Source organism: Winogradskyella sp. PC-19 (assembly GCF_002163855.1).
Taxonomy (GTDB): domain Bacteria; phylum Bacteroidota; class Bacteroidia; order Flavobacteriales; family Flavobacteriaceae; genus Winogradskyella.
This window is the reverse complement of record NZ_CP019332.1, coordinates 231,122-255,671: the sequence shown is the minus strand read 5'-3', so window position 1 is coordinate 255,671 and position 24,550 is coordinate 231,122. Positions and strand designations below refer to the sequence as shown.

28 protein-coding genes are annotated in these 24,550 nt (G+C 32.3%); 27 read left to right on the top strand and 1 reads right to left on the bottom strand.

Annotated elements, in window-relative coordinates:
- Window position 1 precedes the first annotated feature (1 nt).
- The 15 genes from BTO05_RS01215 (at window position 2) to BTO05_RS01150 (ending at window position 11,280) form a co-directional block, all read left to right on the top strand.
- Window positions 2-1,423 (top strand): SDR family oxidoreductase, encoded by a 1,422-nt coding sequence (locus tag BTO05_RS01215; RefSeq protein WP_087490912.1) that lies wholly within the window; start codon window positions 2-4, stop codon window positions 1,421-1,423.
- Window positions 1,424-1,425: 2 nt separating this feature from the next.
- Window positions 1,426-1,578, top strand: coding sequence for a DUF2256 domain-containing protein (locus tag BTO05_RS01210; RefSeq protein WP_087490911.1), 153 nt, complete (start codon window positions 1,426-1,428; stop codon window positions 1,576-1,578).
- Entirely contained in the window at window positions 1,548-2,855 is a 1,308-nt protein-coding gene (locus BTO05_RS01205) for a DASH family cryptochrome (protein ID WP_087490910.1), read from the top strand. Before BTO05_RS01210 ends, BTO05_RS01205 begins: the two co-directional genes overlap by 31 nt.
- Window positions 2,856-2,858: 3 nt before the next feature.
- Entirely contained in the window at window positions 2,859-4,343 is a 1,485-nt protein-coding gene (locus tag BTO05_RS01200) for a cryptochrome/photolyase family protein (RefSeq protein WP_087490909.1), read from the top strand.
- Complete coding sequence (locus BTO05_RS01195; RefSeq protein WP_087490908.1) at window positions 4,336-5,829, top strand: cryptochrome/deoxyribodipyrimidine photo-lyase family protein; 1,494 nt, start codon at window positions 4,336-4,338, stop codon at window positions 5,827-5,829. The genes BTO05_RS01200 and BTO05_RS01195 overlap by 8 nt, the downstream gene beginning before the upstream one ends.
- 100 nt (window positions 5,830-5,929) lie before the next feature.
- Complete coding sequence (locus tag BTO05_RS01190; protein WP_087490907.1) at window positions 5,930-6,355, top strand: hypothetical protein; 426 nt, start codon at window positions 5,930-5,932, stop codon at window positions 6,353-6,355.
- Window position 6,356: 1 nt separating this feature from the next.
- Window positions 6,357-6,629 carry a TIGR03643 family protein gene (locus BTO05_RS01185; protein ID WP_087490906.1) on the top strand — a complete coding sequence of 91 codons (273 nt, stop codon included), beginning with the start codon at window positions 6,357-6,359 and terminating at the stop codon, window positions 6,627-6,629.
- Window positions 6,630-6,684: 55 nt separating this feature from the next.
- Window positions 6,685-7,380, top strand: coding sequence for a GTP cyclohydrolase I FolE (gene folE, locus BTO05_RS01180; RefSeq protein ID WP_087490905.1), 696 nt, complete (start codon window positions 6,685-6,687; stop codon window positions 7,378-7,380).
- A gap of 3 nt (window positions 7,381-7,383) precedes the next feature.
- Entirely contained in the window at window positions 7,384-7,611 is a 228-nt protein-coding gene (locus tag BTO05_RS01175) for a hypothetical protein (protein WP_087490904.1), read from the top strand.
- 1 nt (window position 7,612) lies between these two features.
- A complete protein-coding gene (locus tag BTO05_RS01170) occupies window positions 7,613-8,296 on the top strand; it encodes an SDR family NAD(P)-dependent oxidoreductase (RefSeq protein WP_087490903.1) in 684 nt (227 codons plus the stop codon).
- A 4-nt stretch (window positions 8,297-8,300) separates the two neighbouring features.
- On the top strand, window positions 8,301-8,837 hold the full coding sequence (locus BTO05_RS01165; protein ID WP_087490902.1) for a glutathione peroxidase: 537 nt from the start codon (window positions 8,301-8,303) through the stop codon (window positions 8,835-8,837).
- 5 nt (window positions 8,838-8,842) lie between these two features.
- On the top strand, window positions 8,843-9,013 hold the full coding sequence (locus BTO05_RS13920) for a Lacal_2735 family protein (protein WP_157662507.1): 171 nt from the start codon (window positions 8,843-8,845) through the stop codon (window positions 9,011-9,013).
- Window position 9,014: 1 nt separating this feature from the next.
- Window positions 9,015-9,479, top strand: a complete 465-nt coding sequence (locus BTO05_RS01160) for a TspO/MBR family protein (protein WP_087490901.1) — start codon at window positions 9,015-9,017, stop codon at window positions 9,477-9,479.
- Window positions 9,480-9,510: 31 nt separating this feature from the next.
- Window positions 9,511-9,972, top strand: coding sequence for an SRPBCC family protein (locus BTO05_RS01155; RefSeq protein WP_087490900.1), 462 nt, complete (start codon window positions 9,511-9,513; stop codon window positions 9,970-9,972).
- 3 nt (window positions 9,973-9,975) lie between these two features.
- On the top strand, window positions 9,976-11,280 hold the full coding sequence (locus BTO05_RS01150; RefSeq protein WP_087490899.1) for a cryptochrome/photolyase family protein: 1,305 nt from the start codon (window positions 9,976-9,978) through the stop codon (window positions 11,278-11,280).
- Window positions 11,281-11,470: 190 nt separating this feature from the next.
- On the opposite strand, the gene BTO05_RS01145 is transcribed toward BTO05_RS01150, so the two are convergent.
- Entirely contained in the window at window positions 11,471-12,538 is a 1,068-nt protein-coding gene (locus tag BTO05_RS01145; protein WP_087490898.1) for a tyrosine-type recombinase/integrase, read from the bottom strand.
- A 171-nt stretch (window positions 12,539-12,709) separates the two neighbouring features.
- Here BTO05_RS01145 and BTO05_RS01140 point away from each other — a divergent pair, with 171 nt between their 5' ends.
- From BTO05_RS01140 to BTO05_RS01085, 12 genes are all read left to right on the top strand, one after another.
- A complete protein-coding gene (locus tag BTO05_RS01140; RefSeq protein ID WP_087490897.1) occupies window positions 12,710-13,783 on the top strand; it encodes a tetratricopeptide repeat protein in 1,074 nt (357 codons plus the stop codon).
- Between the two features lie 120 nt (window positions 13,784-13,903).
- Window positions 13,904-14,662, top strand: coding sequence for a DUF6843 domain-containing protein (locus tag BTO05_RS01135; protein ID WP_198295246.1), 759 nt, complete (start codon window positions 13,904-13,906; stop codon window positions 14,660-14,662).
- A gap of 134 nt (window positions 14,663-14,796) precedes the next feature.
- Window positions 14,797-16,194, top strand: a complete 1,398-nt coding sequence (locus tag BTO05_RS01130; protein ID WP_157662506.1) for a hypothetical protein — start codon at window positions 14,797-14,799, stop codon at window positions 16,192-16,194.
- Window positions 16,195-16,425: 231 nt separating this feature from the next.
- The gene (locus BTO05_RS01125) at window positions 16,426-17,547 is read left to right on the top strand and encodes a DUF6794 domain-containing protein (protein ID WP_087490894.1); all 1,122 of its coding nucleotides are present in this window, start codon (window positions 16,426-16,428) and stop codon (window positions 17,545-17,547) included.
- A 164-nt stretch (window positions 17,548-17,711) separates the two neighbouring features.
- Window positions 17,712-18,926 carry an MFS transporter gene (locus BTO05_RS01120; RefSeq protein WP_087490893.1) on the top strand — a complete coding sequence of 405 codons (1,215 nt, stop codon included), beginning with the start codon at window positions 17,712-17,714 and terminating at the stop codon, window positions 18,924-18,926.
- A 187-nt stretch (window positions 18,927-19,113) separates the two neighbouring features.
- Window positions 19,114-20,016, top strand: a complete 903-nt coding sequence (locus tag BTO05_RS01115; protein ID WP_087490892.1) for a hypothetical protein — start codon at window positions 19,114-19,116, stop codon at window positions 20,014-20,016.
- A gap of 160 nt (window positions 20,017-20,176) precedes the next feature.
- Window positions 20,177-20,818, top strand: coding sequence for a DUF6000 family protein (locus tag BTO05_RS01110; protein ID WP_087490891.1), 642 nt, complete (start codon window positions 20,177-20,179; stop codon window positions 20,816-20,818).
- Between the two features lie 143 nt (window positions 20,819-20,961).
- Entirely contained in the window at window positions 20,962-21,849 is an 888-nt protein-coding gene (locus tag BTO05_RS01105) for a hypothetical protein (protein WP_087490890.1), read from the top strand.
- A 137-nt stretch (window positions 21,850-21,986) separates the two neighbouring features.
- Window positions 21,987-22,694 (top strand): DUF1963 domain-containing protein, encoded by a 708-nt coding sequence (locus tag BTO05_RS01100; RefSeq protein ID WP_087490889.1) that lies wholly within the window; start codon window positions 21,987-21,989, stop codon window positions 22,692-22,694.
- A 234-nt stretch (window positions 22,695-22,928) separates the two neighbouring features.
- The gene (locus BTO05_RS01095) at window positions 22,929-23,522 is read left to right on the top strand and encodes a hypothetical protein (protein ID WP_087490888.1); all 594 of its coding nucleotides are present in this window, start codon (window positions 22,929-22,931) and stop codon (window positions 23,520-23,522) included.
- Window positions 23,523-23,742: 220 nt separating this feature from the next.
- The gene (locus BTO05_RS01090; RefSeq protein ID WP_087490887.1) at window positions 23,743-24,111 is read left to right on the top strand and encodes a hypothetical protein; all 369 of its coding nucleotides are present in this window, start codon (window positions 23,743-23,745) and stop codon (window positions 24,109-24,111) included.
- Window positions 24,108-24,413, top strand: coding sequence for a hypothetical protein (locus BTO05_RS01085; RefSeq protein ID WP_087490886.1), 306 nt, complete (start codon window positions 24,108-24,110; stop codon window positions 24,411-24,413). Before BTO05_RS01090 ends, BTO05_RS01085 begins: the two co-directional genes overlap by 4 nt.
- Window positions 24,414-24,550: the final 137 nt, after the last annotated feature.

The following is a 24,550-nucleotide window of genomic DNA, read 5'->3' as shown; positions in this document are numbered from 1 at the left end:
CATGAAAATATTACTCACAGGAACTACAGGTTATATTGCCAAACGCTTGGCATTACAACTACTTGAAGACGACCATGAGCTAATATGCTGTGTCCGTGATATGAAACGCATACCTGATGAAATCGAAGAGCATCCACGATGCACTTTCATTAAAGTAGATTTTCTAAAACCTGAATTAGCAGAAATACCTAAAGACATTGAAGCTGCATATTACTTAATTCATTCTATGTCTAATTCTACAAGTGATTTTGAAGAATTAGAACGAAAATGTGCCGAAAACTTTAAAAGTTTAGTAAACAACACCAACTGCAAGCAAGTCATTTATCTAAGCGGAATTGTTAATGATGATTCCTTATCAAAACACCTAAAATCAAGACTTCAGGTAGAAAACACATTGAAGTCTGAAAATTATGCCTTGACAACTTTTAGAGCCGGAATTATAGTAGGTAGTGGTAGTGCATCATTCGAAATCATTAGAGATATAGTTGAAAAATTACCTTTTATGATTACACCAAAATGGTTGAATACAAAAACACAACCTATTGGGATTAGAGACGTACTTACTTATTTGTCAAACGCTATTGGAAGTACAAATTTATATAATAACTCATACGATATTTTTGGACCTGAAGTATTAACCTATAAGGAAATGCTACTTCAGTTTGCCGAAGTCAGAGAACTAAAACGTTACATTGTTACGCTTCCTGTTTTAACCCCTAAACTATCATCTTATTGGTTATACTTTGTGACTTCGACATCCTTTCAATTGGCTTCGGCTTTAGTAGATAGCATGAAGGTAGAAGTTATTGGAAAACCAAGTGACATCAATTCTCATATTGATATCAAGCCCATGTCTTATAAAACGGCTGTGGATTTAGCATTTCAAAAAATTCAACAAAATGAGGTCGTATCAAGTTGGAAGGATGCTGTTAGTAGCGGTTTATTTAAAGACCAGTTATCAAAACATATTGAGTTGCCACAATACGGTTGTTTCAAAGATGTTCGCTCAAGAGATATCAAAGATGAAGCTTACACCATAAGTCGTATCTGGGGAATCGGTGGACGCAATGGTTGGTATAGCTTTAATCGCCTTTGGAAAATCAGAGGTTATGTAGACAAGCTTTTTGGCGGCGTTGGACTTAGACGCGGAAGAACACATGACACCTATTTAGAAGCTGGTGATCCATTAGACTTTTGGCGCGTTTTATTTGCTGACAAAGATGAAAAAAGAGTATTACTTTTTGCTGAAATGAAACTACCAGGCGAAGCTTGGTTAGAATTTAAAATAGTAAAAAATAAATTGTATCAACGTGCTGTTTTTAGACCAAAAGGTGTTTGGGGACGACTATACTGGTATTCTGTATTACCGTTTCATGCCTTTGTTTTTAAAGGAATGATTAATGCATTGATTGAAAAAGAATAAGAATGCCCAAAGGAATAAAAAAACAAAATCTCCCAACCAAAATGTGTCCGACTTGTAACCGTCCATTTACATGGCGAAAAAAATGGGAACGTGATTGGGAAAATGTAAAATATTGTAGCGATAAATGCAAAAAACAGAAAACAACACAAGTTTAGTTTGGTTTAGAAATGATCTAAGAACAATTGATAACACTGTACTTTCAGAGGCAACAAAAAGTGGAAAACGTGTTGTTGGTTTATATTGTTTTGACCCAAAGTATTTTAAAGACAACAAGTACGGATTTAAAACTACTGAAAAATTCAGAGCAAAATTTCTATTAGAAACCATAATAGATTTAAAAGACCAACTTGAAAAGCTTAATATTGATTTATTAGTATATCAAGACGCTCCAGAAGATATAATTTCTGAAATTGTATCAACTTATAATGTATCCGATATTTACCTTCAAAACGATTGGACCAAAGATGAAATGGCAACCGAAACAGCCGTGCAATCTTTAATTCCTGATGTAAAATTCCACAAGTATTACAATCAATTATTGTATCATCCTGATGATATTAATTTTGAGATTGATAATCTTCCGCAAGTCTTTACTGTGTTTCGAAAAAAACTGGAGAAGTATGTCGATATCCGAGAAGAAGCTGTAATAAAAAGCTTAACAACATCAAACCGAATTGAAAACAATACCCAAATCCCAACATTACAGGATTTAGATTTTAAAAATTTTGAGACACATCCAAACTCAGCATTTCCGTTCAAAGGCGGAGAAACGGCAGCTACAGAACGATTGAATCATTATTTTTTCAATACTAAAAAATTAGGATTCTATAAAAAAACCAGAAATGGTTTAGTTGGTTTAGACTACAGTTCAAAGTTTTCACCATGGCTAGCAAACGGAAGCATTTCTGCAAGGACAATTTACTGGCAAGTCAAAAAATTCGAAAAAGAACACGTTAAAAATCAATCGACATATTGGCTAATATTTGAGTTGATTTGGCGCGATTATTTTAAATATGTATCGCTAAAACATGGAAGTCAAATTTTCAAATTAGAAGGGATTCTCAAAAAGGAGTACGATTGGAGTACCAACAAGAATCTAATTGAAAAATGGATACATGGAGAAACTCAATCTGACTTTGTAAATGCAAATATGATTGAACTAAAAGAAACTGGCTGGATGAGTAATCGTGGTCGTCAAAATGTAGCATCTTATTTTGCTAAAGAGCTTAAACTCGATTGGCGCATTGGTGCCGCATATTTTGAGTCACTCCTACTCGACTTTGATGTACATAGCAACTTTGGAAATTGGATGTATGTTGCCGGCGTAGGTAATGACCCAAGAGACCGGAAATTTAATGTTGACCTCCAAGCAGAACGCTACGATGCCAACGGAAAATTTAGACGCATTTGGCTACAACATAATCTATTTTAAAAAATGAAATTCAAAGAATTACATATTATATTTCCGCATCAACTCTTCAAAAACACACCTGTTTTAGAAAAAATTGATAATATCCTTTTGATTGAGGAATATTTGTTTTTTAACCAATATAAATTTCACAAACAAAAAATAGCCTTTCATCGCGCAAGTATGAAAGCCTATGCGGAATATTTAAATGGAAAAAATAAAACAGTCGAATATATAGATGCTGTAGACAAAAAAAGTGATGTTAGAAAGCTATTACCATATCTTAAAGATGAAGGTGCAAAGACTATTCACATAATTGACCCAACAGATAACTATCTTGAAAAACATATTAAAAACGCTGCAGAAGGTTTAGACATTAAGTGGTATGAAAATCCTTTGTTCATTAACACTAAAGATGATTTATCGTCATTTTTTAAACCAACAAAAAAGAAATTTTTTCAAACGTCTTTTTACAAGAATGAACGTAAGAATAGAAACATTTTAATGAATGGTGATTCACCACAAGGCGGAAAACTAACATTTGATTCTGAAAACAGAAAAAAATATCCTAAAGATAAAACGCCACCTAGCATTCAGTTTCCTGATAAAATAGACCATCAAAAAGAAGCAGAAGATTACGTAACGAAGAACTATGCAAATAACTATGGTGACTTAAATGATTTTGTGGTTTACCCTATTGATTTTAATTCAGCAGAAGCATGGTTAGAACAATTTTTTGAGTATCGTTTTCATGAATTTGGCGCATACGAAGATGCTATTGTAAAAGAAGAACATTTCCTAAATCATAGTTTACTATCACCACTTATTAATGTTGGTCTTTTAAATCCTATGGATGTAATTGAGAAAGCGACCTCTTATGCCAAATCAAATGATGTCCCTATAAATTCAACAGAAGGTTTTGTTCGACAAATATTAGGCTGGCGTGAGTTTATTCGTGGTGTTTATGAAGTTAAAGGTACAGAAGAACGTACCAAAAATTTCTGGGGTTTTAAAAGAAAAATTCCAAAATCATTTTATGACGGTACAACAGGTATACAGCCTGTTGACGACGTGATTAAGAAGGTTAACAAAACGGCGTATGCACATCATATCGAACGTCTTATGATTTTAGGCAACTTTATGGTGCTTTGCGAGTTTGACCCTGACGAAGTATACCAATGGTTCATGGAATTATTTATTGATGCATACGATTGGGTAATGGTACCTAATGTTTATGGTATGAGTTTATATGCTGATGGTGGACTAATGTCTACAAAACCATATATAAGTAGCAGTAATTACATAAAGAAAATGAGTAATTATGGTAAAGGTGATTGGCAAGAAACTTGGGATGGCTTGTTCTGGACATTTATGGATAAACATCGTGACTTCTTTTCAGGTAATCCTAGGTTAGGCATGCTATTAGGTAATCTAGACCGTATGAATAAAGAAACTTTAGAAGGACATTTTAATGCTGCAGAAGCATTTTTTGATAAGCTAGATAATGCATAAAGAAAAAGAGCATATTAACGTTGTTTGGTTTAAGCGAGATTTGAGACTTCAGGATAATGAAGCGATTACGAATGCACTAAAATCAAAAAAACGAACACTTCTACTCTATGCTTTTGAAAACATTATACTTAATGACAATCATTACAGCGAACGCCATTTTAACTTTATAAAAGAGTCAATCCGAGATTTAAATCGTCAATTAATACCATACAATACAAAGGTCTTGGTAATTAATTCTGATATTATTAGTGCCTTTAATAATCTACAAGAGTTTTATAAAATAGACACCGTTTTTTCACATATAGAAACAGGAATTTTAGTTACTTATAATCGAGATAAAGAATTTAAACGCTATTGCCGTAATAACGTTATCAACTGGGTTGAGAATAAAAATAACGGCGTAGAACGTGGATTAGTAAATAGAGATGATTGGTTTGAAAGTGTTGAAATTTATATGCAAAAAGAACTGGAGATTTTTCAACCAAAACCGCTTCAGTTTATTGAACTTTTAGAAATTGAAAAACTAAAATCTGTTTTTACTGTTACCAATTTAGAAACACCAAAGGAAGCGCCATTTCAAAAAGGCGGAAGTACAACAGCTTGGAAATACGCTAATACTTTTTTTGATAGTCGACATGAAAACTATATGTTTCATATATCACAACCCGAAGCTTCTCGCAGCAGTTGTAGTCGCTTATCACCTTATATAGCTTGGGGAAATGTGTCTATTCGTCAAATATTCAAAAAAGGCCAGGTTATAAAATTACAATCTAAAGACAAAAGACATATTGGTGGTTTTTTATCTAGATTACGTTGGCAAACGCATTTTATTCAAAAGTTTGAAATGGAACATACCATGGAAAATGCAAGCGTCAATAAAGGCTTTCATAAACTCAAAAAAAGTATTTCAGAAACGTATCAAAAAGCATGGAGAGAAGGGCAAACTGGATTTCCACTTGTAGATGCCAGCATGCGCTGTTTGGTAGAAACTGGTTATGTAAATTTTAGAATGCGTGCGATGTTAGCTTCATTTTTTACACACATACTTTGGCAGCCTTGGCAAGATGCATCTGCACATTTGTCACAACAATTCTTAGATTTCGAACCTGGCATTCATTTCCCTCAATTGCAAATGGCAGCAGGAGAAACAGGTATAAATACGCTCCGTATTTACAATCCAACAGCAAATAGTATAAAACATGACCCAGATGCTACCTTCATAAAAAAATGGGTTCCAGAATTAGCACATCTAGATACACATTTTATACACGAACCTTACTTAATGACGCCAATGGAATCTGCTTTTTATGATTTTGAATTGGGCAAAAACTATCCGAAACCTATTGTAAAAATTAAGGAAAATCGCAAACGAGCTAGCGATATTTTATGGAACATGAAAAAGGATGATGACGTTGTTCGTGAAAGTTATCGAATATTAAAACGACATACTCTTCAGGATAGAAACCGCATGTTAAGAACAGATTAATCGTCTATTTTAATATTCAATTTCCTACAATCATAATTCTCTGTTAATTTTTGTTTAACTAATACGTAAAAAGATTAAACATTTGTAAATTTGAGTTATTATGATACTAAACACTACACATTTTAATAAAGAGCACAAGCAAATAATTGCTGACTTAGTTGGCAGTGAATTTTCTTTGGTACAGAAGTTGAAGATGAAAGGTGTAGGTTCTAAGCGTATGATTATTGACGATGTTAGTCCAAACATGAAGCCTATGATGAATATCGTTTCAGATTTAAATTATGGCAACATCGAATTAAGACCTAAAGGTATATTAATTCTAATTAATCAAGGCTTAAAAAACTTTACTTGGGTAATTCCTTATTATCAATTGGTGATTTATAAAACAAATGGTTCTAGCATTCATGCACAAGGAAAATTTGTTCACTTCAGAGATAACAAAACATTCAAGGAAAATAAAAAGTTTTTCGACAAGCTTTTGGACGAAAAAGTAAAATACGACATGGAATTCTCCATGCCAATGTAATATGGAATTGACTGAAAGAGATATAGACCGCATAATAGAAATGGCTTGGGAAGACCGAACTACTTTCGATGCTATAAAATTTCAGTTTGGGCTAAAAGAACAAGAAGTAATTAACCTGATGCGAAGAGAGATGAAACCAAGTAGTTTCAGAATGTGGAGAGAACGCGTGCAAGGCAGAGCTACAAAACATAGTAAAAAAAGAAATTTTGAAGAAGGCAGATTTAAATGCTCGAGACAAAAATCAATATCAAATAACTCTATTTCAAAACGATAAACCGTGCTTTGATTTAAGCTTGGAGTACTTAGAGACAGCACATTAAAAAGATTACATGAAAACGGAAACTTTAACACAAAAAAATGGTCATGCCTTAAATGGTTTCACAACAGAAGACATTGGAGACGATCATTTATTTACAAGTCTAGACACACCAATGAAGGCAAATGCTTTTGATATGTCTGATAAAGAAAAAAAAGAGCGTATCTCCATTTTATTTTCAGAAATAATGGATGTTTTAGGTTTAGACCTTACTGATGATTCTCTACAAGGAACACCAGATAGAGTTGCTAAAATGTATATTGAAGAAATATTTTCTGGGTTAGACCCAAAAAATAAACCCAAAGTTGCCTTGTTTGATAACAAGTATCAGTACAACCAAATGTTGGTTGAAAAGGATATAACTTTCTACTCAAACTGTGAACACCATTTTGTGCCAATCATTGGAAAAGCACACGTGGCGTATATCTCATCAGGTAAAGTTATTGGTTTATCAAAACTGAATAGAATTGTACAGTATTACGCCAAAAGACCGCAAGTACAAGAGCGTCTTACGCAACAGATAGCAAACGACCTTAAAACGATTTTAGGTACTGAAGATGTTGCCATAATTATAGATGCCAAACATTTGTGTGTATCATCAAGAGGTGTAAAAGATGACACGTCATCAACAGTGACGACTTATTACGGAGGCGCATTCAATACGCCAGAAAAAATTAATGAACTTCAAAATTATATTATAAACAGTTAGATTATGGAAATTTTAGACAGAGCCGTTGAATTCGAAAACAGAAAGTTTTCATTCAAAACTACAAGTGACAGAATTGTAGCCGCAAGAGAAGCTAAAGAAATTATTCTTGGCGTTAATGAAGTCTACAAACAAAAAAAAGATGCCAAATTAATGGACTTAATGAAGCGTCTTACTGTAATAAAACAAAAGATTGAAAAACGCTTAAAAGGTCGCCCATTAACGGCAGCATAGTATGGGAAGATATATAGTTGTAGGTGGTAGCAAAGGCATTGGTAATGCCATTGTAAATAACCTTTTAGAAAACCACGAAGTCATAAACATTAGCCGAACTGAGCCTGAGCAATCTCATAATAACTTGACACATCACAATTGTGACGTTACTAGTGATGATTTACCAGAAATAAATGAAGTCGATGGATTGGTCTACTGTCCAGGTAGTATCAATTTAAAACCTATAAACAGGTTAAGTGTTGATGATTTCAAAAATGATTTCGAAATCAATGTTATTGGTGCTGTAAAAACCGTACAGAAGTATTTACCCGCATTAAAAAACGGCAATAACCCATCCATAGTATTTTTTAGCACTGTAGCCTCAGACTTAGGCATGCCTTTTCATGCATCAGTGGCAGCATCAAAATCAGCTGTAGAAGGTTTAACCAAGTCTTTAGGTGCAGAATTAGCACCAACTGTCAGAGTCAATGCCATTGCACCGACTGTAACTGACACAGATTTGGCTTCAAAATTACTACGCAATGACCGTATGGTTGAGAATATGAAGGAACGTCACCCGCTTAAAAGATATCTTCAACCAACCGAAGTAGCAGATATGGCAACATTTTTATTATCAGAAAAAGCAGCTTCACTTTCGGGACAAGTCTTTAAAATGGATTGCGGAATAACAAGCTTTAAAATATAAAATCATGAATCCACTTAAAGCATTCGTAGAGACACTTTCAACAACCGACAAAAACATAAGACAAAATGCGTCAAAATCTTTACATAATATTACTATCAATTCTTTACAAGGTCATCCGATTGATTTATCAGAATTCAAAGGCAGAAAAATCTTATTCGTAAATGTAGCCTCAAAATGTGGTTTTACTCCTCAGTATAGAGAATTACAAAAACTTAATGACACCTACGACAATTTAGTGGTAATAGGTGTTCCTTGTAACCAGTTTGGAAAACAAGAACCTGGAAACTCTGACGAGATACAAGAATTTTGCGAAGTTAACTATGGCGTTAATTTTTTGATTACTGAAAAAATTGATGTTAAAGGTAGCGCGCAACATCCTTTATATGCTTGGTTAACGACCAAAGCTATAAATGGTAAGCAAAACTCTTCAGTGAAGTGGAATTTCCAAAAGTATCTTGTAGATGAAGAAGGCGAGTTTTTAGACTACTTCTACTCTATTACAAAACCAATGAACTCTCGTATCACATCTTATCTAAAATAAAAGTTATGTTCGGATTATTCAAAAAAACATCAGAGTTAGAAAAGCTTCAAAAGCAATATGAAAAGCTTTTAGCAGAATCACATAAACTCTCTACATCAAATCGTTCTGCCAGCGATAAAAAAGTTGCTGAAGCTCAAGTTATATTAGAAAAAATAGAAGCACTTACATCAAAGTAAGATGAAAAAGGTTCACTTTTTCATACTGTTTTTAATCATCAATTTTGGCGGATTAGCAATAGGTAGTTGGTTGATGGATGGAGGCTCTACTGGTGATTGGTATAACAATCTCAGTAAAGCACCTTGGACTCCACCAGGTTGGGTTTTTGGAGTTGCTTGGACAACAATAATGCTGGCTTTCTCTTGGTATTTGGCAGAGCTTTTCTATGATAGAGCCTCAAAATTTCTTTGGATATTATATACATTTCAAGTACTGTTAAACGTGAGTTGGAACTGGATTTTTTTCAACCAACATCTAACTAATATCGCTCTAGTTGTAATCATACTTTTAACCTTAGTCATTTTCTACTATTTTATAACCTTTAGAAACGATAGGCTAAAAACAGCAAAGTATTTATTGTTGCCTTATATGGTTTGGCTTTGTATTGCCACATCTCTAAACGCATATATTGTTTTAAATAACTAACTTCTACGCTACGATATTACATCTGACTTAAATGAAAATATACACAGTACATCAAAAACAGAAGTTGCCTATTTCCTTAGATGAAGCTTGGGATTTTCTTTGTAATCCTGCTAATCTCGAAAAATTAACACCCAAAGATATGGGCATGCAGATAATTTCTGGAGCAGATAGACCCATGTATGCAGGGCAATTATTGCAATACCGTGTGACACCACTACCTGGTTTTAAGACCAAATGGGTTAGCGAGATAACACAATACGAACATAAAAAGTATTTTGTAGATGTACAGCTTTATGGACCATATGCATTGTGGCATCACAAACATTTTGTACATGAGATTAAAGGTGGTGTAGAAATGGAAGATATTATCGATTATAAAGTACCCTTAGGTTTTTTAGGGCAATTGGTTCATCCATTTTTAGTAAAACCTAAACTTGAAAGCATTTTTAACTACAGAAAAGAGCAAATGGAAAAGCTCTTTGGAACATTTTAGACTATGAGCAAGCCAATAAACATATTCTGGTTTAGACGTGACTTAAGACTAGATGACAACGTCGGTTTTTATGAAGCCCTAAAAAGCGATTGTTCCGTATTACCAATTTTCATTTTTGATTCTGAAATTTTAGACAAATTACCAAAAGACGATGCCCGTGTAACTTTCATTCACCAAACGTTGCAAAATATGCGTCAAACTTTACAGGATACCTGTAACAGTAATATTGCTATATATCATGGTAAACCAATAGATATCTTTAAGCAATTGGTCCAAGAACACAATATTAAGACTGTTTTCACTAACCATGATTACGAACCTTATGCGACAGAACGTGATAAAGAAATAGAGGAATTTTTAGGTTCTAATGCCATTGCTTTTAAAACCTTTAAAGATCAGGTTATTTTTGAAAAAAACGAAGTCGTCAAAAAAGACGGAAAGCCATATGTAGTCTATACACCATATTGTCGTATATGGAAAGAAAAATTTAAGACTATAGATTTTAAAATTTATAATACAGAAGCATATTTTTCAAACCTTATCCAAAATAGCAGTTTACCAAATCTAAGTTTAAGTGATATTGGATTTGAAACCTCTAAGCAAAGTGTAGCAACCTATAAGGTCTCACCTACATTGATTCAAGATTACGAAGAGACACGTAATTTCCCTGCAAAAGACAACACCTCTAGACTCGGGCCACATCTAAGGTTTGGTACAGTGAGTGTCCGTAAAATGATGCAAAAAGCCATGACAGAGGAAAACGAAACCTTCATGAAAGAATTGATTTGGCGAGAGTTTTTTATGCAAATCCTTTGGCATTTTCCGCATACTAAAGACCAATCTTTTAAATCTAAGTACGACAGGATTGAGTGGCAAAACAACGAAGATGACTTTAAACAGTGGTGTGAAGGTAAAACTGGTTATCCGCTAGTAGATGCTGGGATGCGTCAATTAAACGAAACAGGTTTTATGCACAACCGCGTACGTATGTTAGTAGGTAGTTTTTTATGCAAACACTTGCTAATCGATTGGCGCTGGGGCGAAGCTTATTTTGCCGAAAAATTACACGATTACGAAATGGCAAGTAATGTAGGTAATTGGCAATGGGTTGCAGGTTCTGGTGTAGATGCAGCACCATACTTCAGAATATTTAATCCGACTTCTCAAATACAAAAATTTGACAAACAGCTAGAATACATAAAAAAATGGGTGCCAGATTTTCAAGAACTCACCTATCCACAACCAATGGTAGAGCATAAAATGGCAAGAGAACGCTGTTTAGAAACCTACAAAAGCGCTCTGAATTAGAGATTTAAAAATATTTTGCCATTTGTACAATAAAACAAAATACTTAACGTTACGATTATAAGGCAGAAGTGTCTTAAACGGAATAACCATTTCAAAAACAATTTAAAAAGCTCTGATTTTCAGAGCTTTTTTATTTGCTATTAGTTTAAATACACATATTTATACGTTATTTATAAAACAATTAAAGTTATTATAATGAATCTAATGGGCTTTTAATTTTAGAAATACTTCTAGGCGTAACTTTTGTGTATACTTGGGTTGTTTTTATAGAATTGTGTCCTAATAACTCTTGTATAAAACGCATATCTGCACCAGATTCTAATAAATGTGTTGCATAAGAATGGCGTAATCCATGAATACCAATGTTTTTTTTGATGTTAGCTTTTTTCATTGCCTTTTTAAAAACCTGTTGCAGACTAGATCTAGCATACGCACCGCCGTATTGCCCTTCAAAAAGAAATTCTTTTGGCTTGTAAGTTAGATAGTATTCTCTAAGATTTGGTAAAATAGTCGCTGGTAAAGGAACATAGCGGTCTTTTTTTCCTTTACCACCACGGATATGTACAACCATACGCTTACTATCTATATCGTATAACTTAAGACGTACGACTTCAGATACACGTAATCCCATACCATAACAAAGCATAAGTGCTATCCTGTGCTTAAGGTTAGTTGTCACATCAAATAACTTTTTAACTTCGGATTTACTTAACATTTTAGGAAGTGTAAGCGGTTTTTTAGGTCTAGGAATATCAAAAAACATCTTTGGTCGATGTAATACTTGTTCAAAATAAAATTTAATGGCATTAATCTTACCATTAAGTTTACGTTCACCCATTTTTTCTACCTTAATACAATAGAGAAAGTAGTCCTTAAGTCGCTTTGGATTTAAGTCGGAAACATCATAATCATCTAAAAGATTTAAAAGGTGATTAAATTCGGCTAAATATATTCGTTTGGTACTATTACTATAATCTTTAAGTTGTAGTTGCTGATTTAGCTTCAAGTATGCTTCTTGATTTATTGGATGAATGTTTTTTACTTTCTTAACAACAGTATCTACTGATTTTATATTTAAGGCGATTCTGACAGAAGGAATATCTGGTAAATACCAAGATTTTTTTGTTGCACTCCATTTAGCTGAGGGAAATTTTGCTTTTAATGCCTTCTTTAATTCCTGTAAGTGTGGAAATTGAATGAGTATAACCGCAACACCTCGGTGATTACTTGGGACAAAACTATATTTATTAAAATCCATACGTGTATTTTGTATAACTATTATACTAAAATAACAAAAAATGTTATACAAAATAAATGATAAGTAAAATGAATTTTTATGAGGAAACACATTGCTTTATAATAATTTTTCCTAAATTAGATTTTAGTACAAAACACAGACATATATATGTGTTGTAGGTAATTAAAAAAAATGACGAAAAACATACTTTTATTATTCCTTCTAATTACAATCAAATCGTATTGTCAAAAAGTCAATATTTCGGAATTGAATGGAGATTGGATAAAATATAAGATTGAGATGAAAGATGGCAGTAGTTTAATTGACCGATTCTTTACTGACTCTTCTTACGTTAATTACACTTTTAAAAAATTGAAAATGTGTACTAATGGAAATCCAACTCATAGAGTAAATGAGGTATGTTTTCCATTCTCATTAAATCAAAATTTTATCAAAACATCTTCAACTTCTGGTTACGAAATAGAAAGAGTAAAAAATGACACGTTGATTATCTGTGAAAGAATAAACGGAATGGAAAACGACAAATTAAAGAGGTTCTATTTTATTAGAGAACAAAAATTATTCAATGAAATTAAAGAGGAAAAAGGAGAAAGTAAAAATCAAGTTGCAAATGAATTCTATACACCAACTTTAAAATCGAGTTTAATGCTTGAACTGAACAAAGCTTTCAAAAAAAAACACAGCAACTTTAAAGCTAAAGGAATTATAACAATTGATTTAAAAAATAAAAATATAAGTACCTTAATAAATTCCTCTAACACAAATGACTCAAGTAAAATTGAGAGAATTAAAAAAGTAATTGACAAATCGTATAAACTTTGGAATTTAAATAAATTCAAACATCTTGAAAAGCTGGAAATATCATTTGTTTTAAAAGACGAAAAAACCAAAACATTTCGTGGAATTTCAATGAAATATTTTACTGATTCGTTCTATCAGTTAGACAATTTTTATGGTGGAGACACAAGAATAATTCAAGAAGCTGGAAAATATTTTAATAAAGGAATAATCTCTTATCAGAATAAAGATTATGAGAATTCTATAAAAAACTTCACCAAAAGTTATGAGTTAGACCCAAAAAACATAGATGCACTTTATAACAGAGCTGCTATTTTCTTTGAAAATGGAAAACTGGAATTAGCCTGTAAAGATTGGAATGAATTATCTGAACTAGGACAGAAAAGAGGAATTGAATTATTAAAGAATAACTGTAAAAAAACTACCTACAACAACGTGTATAATTAATTGCTAGTTCTCGCCTACTTACGAAAATCCTCGCGGATTTTCTATTCGGTAATTATTTGCTAAATTAGGTGCTTAAACACGCCACTAATCATACACAAAACCGTTGGGCACAATATGAAAATGACCGATAAGACAAGTAACATTCTATATTACAGCGGACTGATTTTACTCGCAATAGGAGCATTTGGATTGACTTTCGCTGCGTTCTTTGCAATAATCGGACTGCCAGTTTTTGTAATAGGAGTTATTCTGGTTTTGGTCTCTTTAAAAAAGACTTGGAAACAAAGACTAATTCCAATCGGAATTTTTATTATTGGAATAGTAGCCTTTTGGCCAATATGGAGAGGAATAAATACTGTTGGACCAGAAGTTTTTTTAATCCCTGAAAATTATCGTGGACGAGTAAATATCATATATAAAAAAGATTGCGGAATAGAATTGGAAAAAACCGAAGAAGGATTAGTTTACAAAATACCGAATGACGGAATACTAATTCTTGACAAGGAACAAAAATATGGTTTTATCGACCATAAATACTATTTGGTTGACCAAAATGGTAAACGAACTGAATTGCCAAAAATGGATGTTCGAGACTTTAATGAGGAATGGACTTTGGAGAAAAATCCTAACGAACCACCAAGAGACAAACTTGGAGTTTTTCATTGGGGAAGAACTGGAAGTATGGGAAAAATGATAGATGAAAATGGAGAGGTTTCTAACGAAGATGACCTTTACACTTTTAACGAATTTTACGTTTCGACTTATAGTGATTTAACAGAAAGATTTAATTTTAAGTACGAGCGAAAATTTGACTCAATAAGAGATAATAAAATAGAAAAATGTAAAATAAATACTGTGCCCAACAATGGCTATAAGTAATTGCTTTTTCTCGCCTACTTTGGAAATTCCTGCGGAATTTCCAACTTGGTGTGTACTTGCAAATTTAAGTGCTAAACCACGCAACTACTCATAGCCGAAACCGTTAGCTACCATATAAACAAACACCCGAACACATGAATAAAATTCTTTTCTTATTGATGGCTTGCACAGTCTTAAGCTGTGCAAAGGAAAAAGAAATAAATCAAGAATTCGGGAACCTTCCGACTGAATTAATAAGTGCTTTAGAATCCATCAATAAAGGTCAAGTATTTGAAATTAATCCATCTCAACCGAATACGCTAGTTGGAAAAAGTGGAACAATTCTACTTATTCCAGAAAATTCAATTGTTGACCAAAATGGTAATGGTATTTCTAAAAACGTTTTTATAGAAATTAAAGAAAATTTCACTAAATCGGACTTTATCGCTTCTAATTTGCAAACTATGCATAACGATAAAATTCTTGAATCGTTAGGAATGGTTTTTTTGTCGGCAAATGATGAAAACGGGAATGAATTAAAAATAGCAAATGGAAAATCTATAAGATTGCAAATTCCTCAAAAAGGAAATAAAGCAGATGCTAAAATATTTTTAGGAATCAGAGAAGAAAATGGATTAATCAATTGGGACAAAATAGAAGAACCATCAAAATCTTTAACACCTTATCCTATAAAATTTATAAGTAAAAATCGGTTTTGGACAGAATGTTCTAACTATTATGGCATTACTACAGATACATTAAAATATACGGATTACAACTATTATGGGAACATAACCGATTTTGAAAACACACTTTTAGCTACAAAAGAATTTTCTGATAGATTTAGCACAACTTGTTGGAAAGATGTTTTAAATATTTACATAAATAATCTTGATAAGAACCTTTGGGAAATTGACGAGTTGACTGTTCAATATTTTATCAAAGATTCAACAGAAAGTGTCAATTACCATTTAAATAATATTCCACCAGGACTTTATGGAGGCCCTAGAACGGAAATGCAAAAAGAAGCTCACGAGTCAATATTAAAAGATGCAAAAGAACACGGACGTTGGAAAATTGAACTTTATAAAAAATTCGCATCTCAAAAGCTCACTAAAATTGACACAAGCCGAATAATTGACACAACAAAACTCAAGGAACTGAATAATGTTCTTATAACCTACGACGCAATAAATTTTGGATGGATTAATGTAGATTTCTTTTACGAAGACCCAAAAGCAAGTCCAACTAAATTAGCTGTAAAGACTTCGACAAAGTCAAATTTAACAAGTCTAATTTTAGAAGAAAGAAATGTCATTTTAAGCGGAATAGAAAAATCAACAAATGAATATTGGTTTACGAAAAATGAAGATGGTTACAACAAATTACCTAAAGGAGAAAAAGCAATAATCATATCAATTGGATTTGATAATAGCGGACTTACCTTTGGCGAGAAAGTTATAGTAATTGGAGAAAATGAAGAAGAATTTGTTGAAGTGCAACCGATAAGCGAAATTGAATTAAAAGAAAAACTAAAAAAATACGGTAGCTAACATTGTATAAAAATAATTGCTTGGTCATTGCTTACTCGGAAAATCCTTCGGATTTTCCTCTGGCTAGTTTTTGTTTGCTAAATTAGTGACTTAACCACGCAACTATTCTTATACCTAACCGTTGTGCGTAATTTAAGAAACCTCGTTACTCAACGAAAAACATAGTTCACTCATTATGGCTTTTATGATAAAAAGAAACGAATTATTTTCGAGAAACTAAATAACTGAAAAATGAAATTCTCGACTATTTTACTGCTTTTAATCTTTTCTATTCCAATATTCGGACAAGAAACCAAATCACCAAAAAATTTAAAAAAAGCAGTTTCTTATCTAAATGTTCACGCTTCTGACAGTATTAAAAGTCAAATTAAGAGAAGTGGAAACGATACTATTAAAAAGATAAGTTATCCTTGGGGCGGAGAATACAAGACGATTTTCAATTGGACTGATAGAGATAATTATGGTTCAAGAATTGTAAAGTATTTGGACAACAAAGGTGTGTCACAACATCAAACTGAAGTTATTTTGATTGCCTTTAAAGAATATCTGAACAACGGAGAATTTAATGAACAAAAGATAATTGAACCTTTTAAAAAATTAGAGTTCAAATGGAACGAGGAAAATAAAGTCAGACATACAACAGATAGTTTGCGAGGACATTATATTCCAAAAGACCTTGATGATGCTATAAATTCACTAAATAAGATTTATTCAGACAGCTTAAAAGTAAAAATCACAAAACTTACTGAAAAAGAATATATTAATGGAAATTACAGATTTGGAATTGGATTATGGATGAGAAATAACTGGCAACTTTGGGGAGGTTCTCGTCTTTCTAAATTTTTCAGAGATAATAAAATTGGTCATCCAGAATCAATGTCTGTTGTGATTTTAGAAAGCTTTTACCGTTCTTTAAAGAATGAAGACATCAGATTTGAGGAACAAGTAAAAGAATATGTAGAATGGGAAGAAAAAGCAAAAGCGGATGAATTAGAACGAGAGAAAAAAGAATTGGAAGAAAAGAGAGAGACATTCGCTGAATTTAATATTGGCGATGTTTTGGAGTTCAATTATAACTATGAATTTACCAGCCAAAGTCAGGAAGACAAATGGATGGACGACACTTGTATTGTTAAAGGAATTCTAATTGAAAAAGATGCAGAAAATTTAAAAATCAATGTCAAGGTTCTTGAAAGTTGTGATAGGAAAGGTATCGTAATTTATAATAATGATAACATTCGGATTTTAAATGAGAAAACTAAAAAATGGACTCGTCCAGAGAAAAGAATAGTAAAATATTTAAAAAAAGGGAAATCTGCGTGGTTTGAAATTGATGATTGGGATTTGGAATAAAAACTACGCACAACAATGTGTATAATTCATTGCTAGTTATAGCCTACCTACGAAAGTCCTCGCGGACTTTCTATCTATGATTTATTTGCTAACTTTAGTGCTTAAACACGCAACGAAATCATACACAAACACGTTGTAGGTAATTTACCAACCCAAGAAACTTAATGGAAAAAATTCAGAATCAGAAACACACAAAAGAAACTCTCTACTACTCTATTTCCAGAATGTTGGAAAGAGCATCTTATTATGGTTTTAGAGCTCTTGTGGTTCTTTATATGGTTGGAGAGACGCTGAAAATGGAAAGAACTGAAGCATTAAGCATTTATGGTTGGTTTACAGCTTCATTAGTTTTTTCTCAAATCGTTGGAGCTCTTTTTGGAGACTTACTAATCGGAAATAAAAAATCAATAATAATAGGTGGAATTATTCAAGCAATCGGAGCTTTTAGTTTGTGCATTCCTTCCACAACTGGACTTTATTTAGGTTTATTTCTTGTCGTTTTAGGAAGTGGGTTTTTCACACCAAATGTCATCTCAAATTTTGGAAAGACGTATTTGAATAAGACTAAACTTTTAGATTCAGGATTCACGATATTTTATCTCGCAATAAATTTAGGTTCATTTTTGGGTATTTTATTAATTGGTTATTTAGGAGAAAAATATGGCTACAATATTGGATTCGTTTTATCTGGAATCTTAATGTTAATCTCAATAATTCCAATCGTTCTTACAAAGGAAAAAAGATTGGATGAAATTGAGAAAAATGAGTTTCCAATAAGTAAAAGAATTTTAAACATCTTAATTGCATTTATTGTTGTTGGTTTATTTTGGGGATTCTACGAATTATCAAGCATTCGGACTTTTGATTTACAATTACAATTGAGCGAAATATCAACTTTAGGTATTCCAAATCATTTATGGCAATCAATCAACTCTATTTTCATTTTACCCATTAGTATAATTGCAATTATTTTGTGGACATATTTTTACAGTAGTCAATTCTTTAAATTAATGCTTGGGTTTGTTTTTGGAGTAATATCATTTGGAATATTGTTTCTGATTCCAGAAATACCGACTGAACAGCATACAATAACTTATTTGATTTCATTATTTTTTCTTGCAATTTCGGAAATTCATATTGCACCAATAATTCATTCGGTTTTAACAAAATATTCTAATCCAAAATATTTAGCAATTCTAATTAGTTTGGCATTCCTGCCTACAAAATTAATTTATTTCGTTTTTGGGTTGTTTAATGACAAATTATATGATAACCCAATGTTAGGGCTGAAAATTGGTATTGTAGGAATGATTATTATCGGAATTGGACTAATTGGATATGTAGTGTGGAATAAAAACTACCTACAACACCGTGTATAATTCATTGCTAGTAATAGCCTACTTACGAAAGTCCTCGCGGACTTTCTATCTGTGATTTATTTGCTAACTTTAGTGCTTAAACACGCAACGAAATCATACACAAACACGTTAGCATACATTACGGAAAACCACAATAAACATTAAAATTTTCGTAATAGATTTACAATTATTACAAACCATCAACAGAATGAAAAGAAATTTACTCGCACTTACTTTTGGAACATTATTACTGTTCAGTTGTTCGGACGGAGAAACCAAAAAGCAGTTATCGGAATTAAAAACTGAACTTGAACAGACAAAAGCGGAATTGAATAACTGTTCGGCTGAATTAACTGAAATTAAAAATACAGCAGAAAATAGGTTTATTCGAGCAAAAAAACTTCTTGCTGAAAAAAATCTGAATAGTGCTAAAATTGAATTTCAAGGAATCGTAGATAATTTCAAAGGAACTAATGACGCAACTATTGCTTCAAAGGAAATAGCAAAAATTGATAAAACGATTGAGCAAAAGAGAATCGAGGCAGAAAGGAAAAAGGCTCTTGGCTATAAAGTTTTGAAACCCACAACAAGAGTAAAATATGGAGATTTATCATTACGATTTGACAAGATTTGGAAAGGTAAACGTTGGTCTTTTGATGATTATGGTAGTCAATACTTTTTAAGAGATGCAGAAAGAGGAAATAGTCATATTATGGCACGAGTTTCAATAACTTCAGAAAACAACAATCCTTCATTACCACCAATTTTAGTTTATCAAATGAACAACGGAGAATTAAAATACTTGGGAACACAAGGATATAAATTTAGGAGGTGGAAAGATTACGGTTCGTATCTTGGTAATTACGCTGATTATGGCAATGATTTTTCTCATTCAAAAACCATTCCTTTTAATTGTGGAATTCAATTATCAAATGACGATTTAAAAAGCGGAACAATTTATGTCGTTTTAAAAAAACAAGGATGCTTTAACCGAACCAAAGTCGATTATGGAAATCCAGAAATTGCATATCGTGAAAGTTCTTGTAGTCCGAAAAGAATTTTGAAAGTTGAGGACTTTGATAATGACTATGTATTGCTGAAAAAACTATAAATAACGTATGCTAACACCGTGTATAATTCATTGCTAGTACTCGCCTACTTACGAAAATCCTCGCGGATTTTCTATTCGGTTTGTATTTGCTTAATTAGTTGCTGAAACACGCAACGAAATCATACACTAGACCGTTCTACGCAATTTAACCAAACCAACAATGGACGAGAAAACAAAGAAACAAATTGAATTACATTCTGCTGGAGCAACTATCAGACATTCAAGTCCATTCGCTGAGTTGGAACATTATTCTAACGAAAACAAACTCGAAGCTGAATTTATCAAAAAATGGTGTGTTCCATTTTATATGTTCGGAATAAATAAAGCGGACGAATTCATTAGGAATTTTGAGCCAATAAAAGCGGAACTTAATTTAGAAGTCGTTAAAAAATTACTCGGAGATTTTAATTGGAGAACAAGAATTGTTGGAGCATATTTCGCCTCAATAATGGAATTTAAAACTGTTGAGGATATAATTGGAATTCATCTTTTAAAAAGCCAAGTTTGTTACGCAGGAAATGGATATTGTTTGACTTTAGCCAAATTCAATACTCAAAACGGAATTGAATACCTGAAAAAATATCTTGATTATTATCTGACACGAAAAGACTTGCATTATGACCAAACTGGTGCAATGATGGCTCTAAAATGGACTGACAAAATAAATGGAACGAACGTAATGGATGATTATTTAGAATTGTATCAAGAATGGACTTCTAGGAATTATACACCAGACATAAATACTAAATTTCAAGGATTTGAACAACAGATGAACAATTTGAAAAGAATAAAAACTGCGTAGAACACCGTGTATAATTAATTGCTTGGTTCTTGCCTACTTGCGAATATTCCTGCGGAATATTCTATTCGGTTTTTATTTGCTAAATTACGTGCTTAAAAACGCAACTAATCATACACATACACGTTGGCATTAATTTGAACCGAATGAAATTCAAACATATATACATTTTGATTTTCGCACTATTAGTGTCTTGCAAAAGGGATGAGCTGAATGTAACGACTGATTTTAATAGCAAACTAATATCGGAATATATAGACCCTTATGAATTAGATTCTATTAATGAAAGTTGGGTCAAAGAGGATTCTCTTTTCTTATCAGATTTAAAAAAGGTTTTGAAAAAAGACGAAAGGAATATTGTCGACATTTTTAAAATAGACAAAAAAGATAGGAAAACTAATTTAGGATTTGGATACGAACAAATTGAAGCTAGTATGGGAAAAGGCTATGTTAGTATCTTTTATAACGTGCTTTTAAAAGATGGGCAAATTATTTCCTATGAACTCTCACCGCAAATACCAAGAAATAAATTATTGACAGAACGTTATCTAAATCTATATTCAGGAATTTTTAAAATAGAGGACAATAGAATATACAATCGATATTACAATATTGAAGAAATGGAAAATCCTTTAATGGATATAAAGTCGGATTTTGTTCTAAACGAAAATTTACGCTTTCTAATGACACCATTTTCAGGAACGAGATATGGTTATTATGGTGGCGAAGCAAATAGTATTTTTACAAATAGAGCAATATTCTCAAAGGAAAGTAAAAGTATGTCATCAGAAATTTGTCAAACTCTTATGTATAGCAAGAATCCGAGCACAAGACTAATGGCATTTGAACATTATATGAAAAACAAATCTGAATTTAAAAACTCTGAATTAATTGATAATTGGATTGACAAAGTTTACTCTGAATTACCTACAATAGTAACATTGGAAGGTTGTATGGTAACATCGAGAAATAGCAAGAAATTAGTTTCAGAATATGTAAAAAGAAAAACTAATGCCAACAACGTGTATAATTAATTGCTTTGGTCGTTGCCTATTTGGAAAATTCCTTCGGAATTTTCTCGCGTTCGTTTTTGTTTACTAAATTAGTTGCTTAAACACGCAACTAACCATACACAAACACGTTGCCAGTAATTTAAAAAAAACGAACGAAATTGACAATTAAGGAAGTAAAAGACAAAATTTCTAAAGACACTACCGTTTTTACAGTTGGTGGATTTAGACCTGAAAATACAATTAAAGAAAGTTGGATTGGAAAGGTTTCCGCTTACAAATCTGAGGAAACTATTCCGACCGACAAAAACGGAGAATTAATGTTTCCCTTAGCTCAAATTTACATTCCGAATTTACCTTTTATTCATCCTAAAATATCAAACACAAAAATATTGACAGTTTTTATCTCAAATGAATATCCAGAATGCTTTGAGAAAATGGGAGAAAATTGGTTAATAAGAGAATACGAAAACTTAGAAAATATCACTATTAAAGATTTATCAAACCCAAAATCTTTAATAAAGCAATTTCCTTTAAAAGCGGAAAAAAAGCAGGATTGTCCAATTTGGGATGGTGGAGGTTTGTCATCCGAAACAGAAGATGAAATACTTGAACTTGAAAACAATGGAGAAATTGAAGACTATTATGACATAGCTGACTTTCATCAATATGAGCACAAAATTGGTGGATTTCCATCTTTTTGTCAACCTGGAATTGGTATAGACGAAGGATTTGGAAACGGATTTGAGTTTGTATTTCAAATTTCATCTGACGAAAAAATAAACCTAAATGTAATTGACAGCGGAAGTTTAATGTTTGCAAAAAATGACCAAACAAATGAATGGAGCTTATATTATGATTTTTATTAAACGGACAAAAAACTACTGGCAACAATGGCTATAATTAATACGGGTTTTGTTGCTTAACCCAAAGTTTAGTGTATTTTTATAAAGTCCGCCAAATCTTTTGATTTGGCTTTAAAAATGAAAAGATAAAACAAAATAAAAAGTTTTGGCTAAGTGCTTAATCGGAAATTCAGTAATTTTAATTCCCGTACTAACCATAGCCGAGTCGTTGTGCGCAAGCCCGAAAAATTGAACTAAATGAAAAACTATTTCTTTCTGATTTTAATATCACTCATATTTTTTAGTTGTAAAAACAAAGAAAACGAGAACACTAAAACTGAAATTAAAGAAGTAAAACCTAATATCGAAACTAAGGCAGTTAAGGAAAAAATAGAGCTGACCAAAGTAGAGAAAGAATCATTGAATGCTGAAAAAAATACGACCGGTAATTGGACACATCCTGAGTTTTTTGAATTTAAAAAATATAAAGAATATCGTATTACCGATACAATAAGTATTGACCTAAATGGAAACGGAATTTTAGAACGAGTATACTTTGACAAAAAAGACTGCCCTAAGTTGATAATTGAGGAAAAAGGACAGAATCCAATTTCAATAGGCTGTGGAAAAGAAGAATATAAAGGATTTCCAAATGCTATTGGCTGGGTTAACTTGTGGTGTGTTGTCTATGATAAGGAAACTTTTGAGATTATAGTCGAGGATGGAGAATTAATTGGAGACAAAACTGTGAATTTGGAACGACCAAGTATATATGTTGGAAAAGAAGAAGCTGGTGGTGGAATTATAACATATAAAAATGGAAAATTGTATTGGATTCATCAATCTGATTAAAAAAAGCTAGCGCACAACACGGTGTATAAAACATAGCTAATAAGAGCTTAAACGAAAGGGTTGTGTATATTTAGAAAGTCCGCCAAATTTTTAATTTGGCTTTTAAAAAGAGAAAAATTAAAAACAAAATATAAAAATTCGGCTCTGTGTTAACCCGAAATGTTAGTGCCTTTTTGCACGCTACGTTTCATACACAAGTCCGTTGTACGCAAGTTGAACAATGAAACGCAAAAAGAAAATAACAATCGGAATTGGACTCTTATTAGTCGGAATTTTATTTTGGCAATTCGGACTTTTTAACCGATTTAATTATTTGACTGCAAAGATTGACGGTTGGAGAAATTCTGCAAGAATTGTAACAACTGAACCACCTTTACATCCTTGCGGAGTTCCTTGTATTGGACTGAAAGAAGAGTATGGATTTCACGAACATTATACAAGCTGTAACCAAACTGGACCAACTATTCGCGGAATTGAAGCTTATAACGCAGAAATTGAAAAGTATCTGAATAAAAGAAACGGAAAAGACTGGCGAGAAAAATATCAAGCGGAAATGGACTCGCTGATAAAAAATAATAGATTGGAATGAAATTTAGTATCCTTAAGAATTTTATCTTTTTATTCTTAATTGTAGTTATTGTTAGTTGCAAAGATTACTACAATGATACAATAGAATGGGTTGACAATATTGAGGCTGAACTAAACATAACCGAAGTTCAAAAACAACAACCTGAATTCATTGAAGTTGATTGGAATAATCCACTAACGACTTCTGACAACGAAGAATGGTACTTAATTACAAAGATTAAAGGGAATAGAGATATTTTAAGTATGTCTCACTTTTTAGTTTTTAAGAATGGAAAATATAAATACAGAGAATCGAAAAAATAAAAACCTGCGTACAACAACGTGTATAGCCAATTGCTAGTTTGTGTGTACTCGGAAAATCCTACGGATTTTCCTCTGGTTCGTTTTCTTTTACTAATTTAGTTGCTAGCCAACGCAACTAACCATACACGAACACGTTG

What these genes read in the sequence shown, in the direction of transcription:
- BTO05_RS01215 (WP_087490912.1), top strand. Translation starts at nt 2, where the DNA reads ATGAAAATATTACTCACAGGAACTACAGGTTATATTGCCAAACGCTTG.
- BTO05_RS01210 (WP_087490911.1), top strand. Translation starts at nt 1,426, where the DNA reads ATGCCCAAAGGAATAAAAAAACAAAATCTCCCAACCAAAATGTGTCCG.
- BTO05_RS01205 (WP_087490910.1), top strand. Translation starts at nt 1,548, where the DNA reads ATGCAAAAAACAGAAAACAACACAAGTTTAGTTTGGTTTAGAAATGAT.
- BTO05_RS01200 (WP_087490909.1), top strand. Translation starts at nt 2,859, where the DNA reads ATGAAATTCAAAGAATTACATATTATATTTCCGCATCAACTCTTCAAA.
- BTO05_RS01195 (WP_087490908.1), top strand. Translation starts at nt 4,336, where the DNA reads ATGCATAAAGAAAAAGAGCATATTAACGTTGTTTGGTTTAAGCGAGAT.
- BTO05_RS01190 (WP_087490907.1), top strand. Translation starts at nt 5,930, where the DNA reads ATGATACTAAACACTACACATTTTAATAAAGAGCACAAGCAAATAATT.
- BTO05_RS01185 (WP_087490906.1), top strand. Translation starts at nt 6,357, where the DNA reads ATGGAATTGACTGAAAGAGATATAGACCGCATAATAGAAATGGCTTGG.
- folE (WP_087490905.1), top strand. Translation starts at nt 6,685, where the DNA reads ATGAAAACGGAAACTTTAACACAAAAAAATGGTCATGCCTTAAATGGT.
- BTO05_RS01175 (WP_087490904.1), top strand. Translation starts at nt 7,384, where the DNA reads ATGGAAATTTTAGACAGAGCCGTTGAATTCGAAAACAGAAAGTTTTCA.
- BTO05_RS01170 (WP_087490903.1), top strand. Translation starts at nt 7,613, where the DNA reads ATGGGAAGATATATAGTTGTAGGTGGTAGCAAAGGCATTGGTAATGCC.
- BTO05_RS01165 (WP_087490902.1), top strand. Translation starts at nt 8,301, where the DNA reads ATGAATCCACTTAAAGCATTCGTAGAGACACTTTCAACAACCGACAAA.
- BTO05_RS13920 (WP_157662507.1), top strand. Translation starts at nt 8,843, where the DNA reads ATGTTCGGATTATTCAAAAAAACATCAGAGTTAGAAAAGCTTCAAAAG.
- BTO05_RS01160 (WP_087490901.1), top strand. Translation starts at nt 9,015, where the DNA reads ATGAAAAAGGTTCACTTTTTCATACTGTTTTTAATCATCAATTTTGGC.
- BTO05_RS01155 (WP_087490900.1), top strand. Translation starts at nt 9,511, where the DNA reads ATGAAAATATACACAGTACATCAAAAACAGAAGTTGCCTATTTCCTTA.
- BTO05_RS01150 (WP_087490899.1), top strand. Translation starts at nt 9,976, where the DNA reads ATGAGCAAGCCAATAAACATATTCTGGTTTAGACGTGACTTAAGACTA.
- BTO05_RS01145 (WP_087490898.1), bottom strand. Translation starts at nt 12,538, where the DNA reads ATGGATTTTAATAAATATAGTTTTGTCCCAAGTAATCACCGAGGTGTT.
- BTO05_RS01140 (WP_087490897.1), top strand. Translation starts at nt 12,710, where the DNA reads ATGACGAAAAACATACTTTTATTATTCCTTCTAATTACAATCAAATCG.
- BTO05_RS01135 (WP_198295246.1), top strand. Translation starts at nt 13,904, where the DNA reads ATGACCGATAAGACAAGTAACATTCTATATTACAGCGGACTGATTTTA.
- BTO05_RS01130 (WP_157662506.1), top strand. Translation starts at nt 14,797, where the DNA reads ATGAATAAAATTCTTTTCTTATTGATGGCTTGCACAGTCTTAAGCTGT.
- BTO05_RS01125 (WP_087490894.1), top strand. Translation starts at nt 16,426, where the DNA reads ATGAAATTCTCGACTATTTTACTGCTTTTAATCTTTTCTATTCCAATA.
- BTO05_RS01120 (WP_087490893.1), top strand. Translation starts at nt 17,712, where the DNA reads ATGGAAAAAATTCAGAATCAGAAACACACAAAAGAAACTCTCTACTAC.
- BTO05_RS01115 (WP_087490892.1), top strand. Translation starts at nt 19,114, where the DNA reads ATGAAAAGAAATTTACTCGCACTTACTTTTGGAACATTATTACTGTTC.
- BTO05_RS01110 (WP_087490891.1), top strand. Translation starts at nt 20,177, where the DNA reads ATGGACGAGAAAACAAAGAAACAAATTGAATTACATTCTGCTGGAGCA.
- BTO05_RS01105 (WP_087490890.1), top strand. Translation starts at nt 20,962, where the DNA reads ATGAAATTCAAACATATATACATTTTGATTTTCGCACTATTAGTGTCT.
- BTO05_RS01095 (WP_087490888.1), top strand. Translation starts at nt 22,929, where the DNA reads ATGAAAAACTATTTCTTTCTGATTTTAATATCACTCATATTTTTTAGT.
- BTO05_RS01090 (WP_087490887.1), top strand. Translation starts at nt 23,743, where the DNA reads ATGAAACGCAAAAAGAAAATAACAATCGGAATTGGACTCTTATTAGTC.
- BTO05_RS01085 (WP_087490886.1), top strand. Translation starts at nt 24,108, where the DNA reads ATGAAATTTAGTATCCTTAAGAATTTTATCTTTTTATTCTTAATTGTA.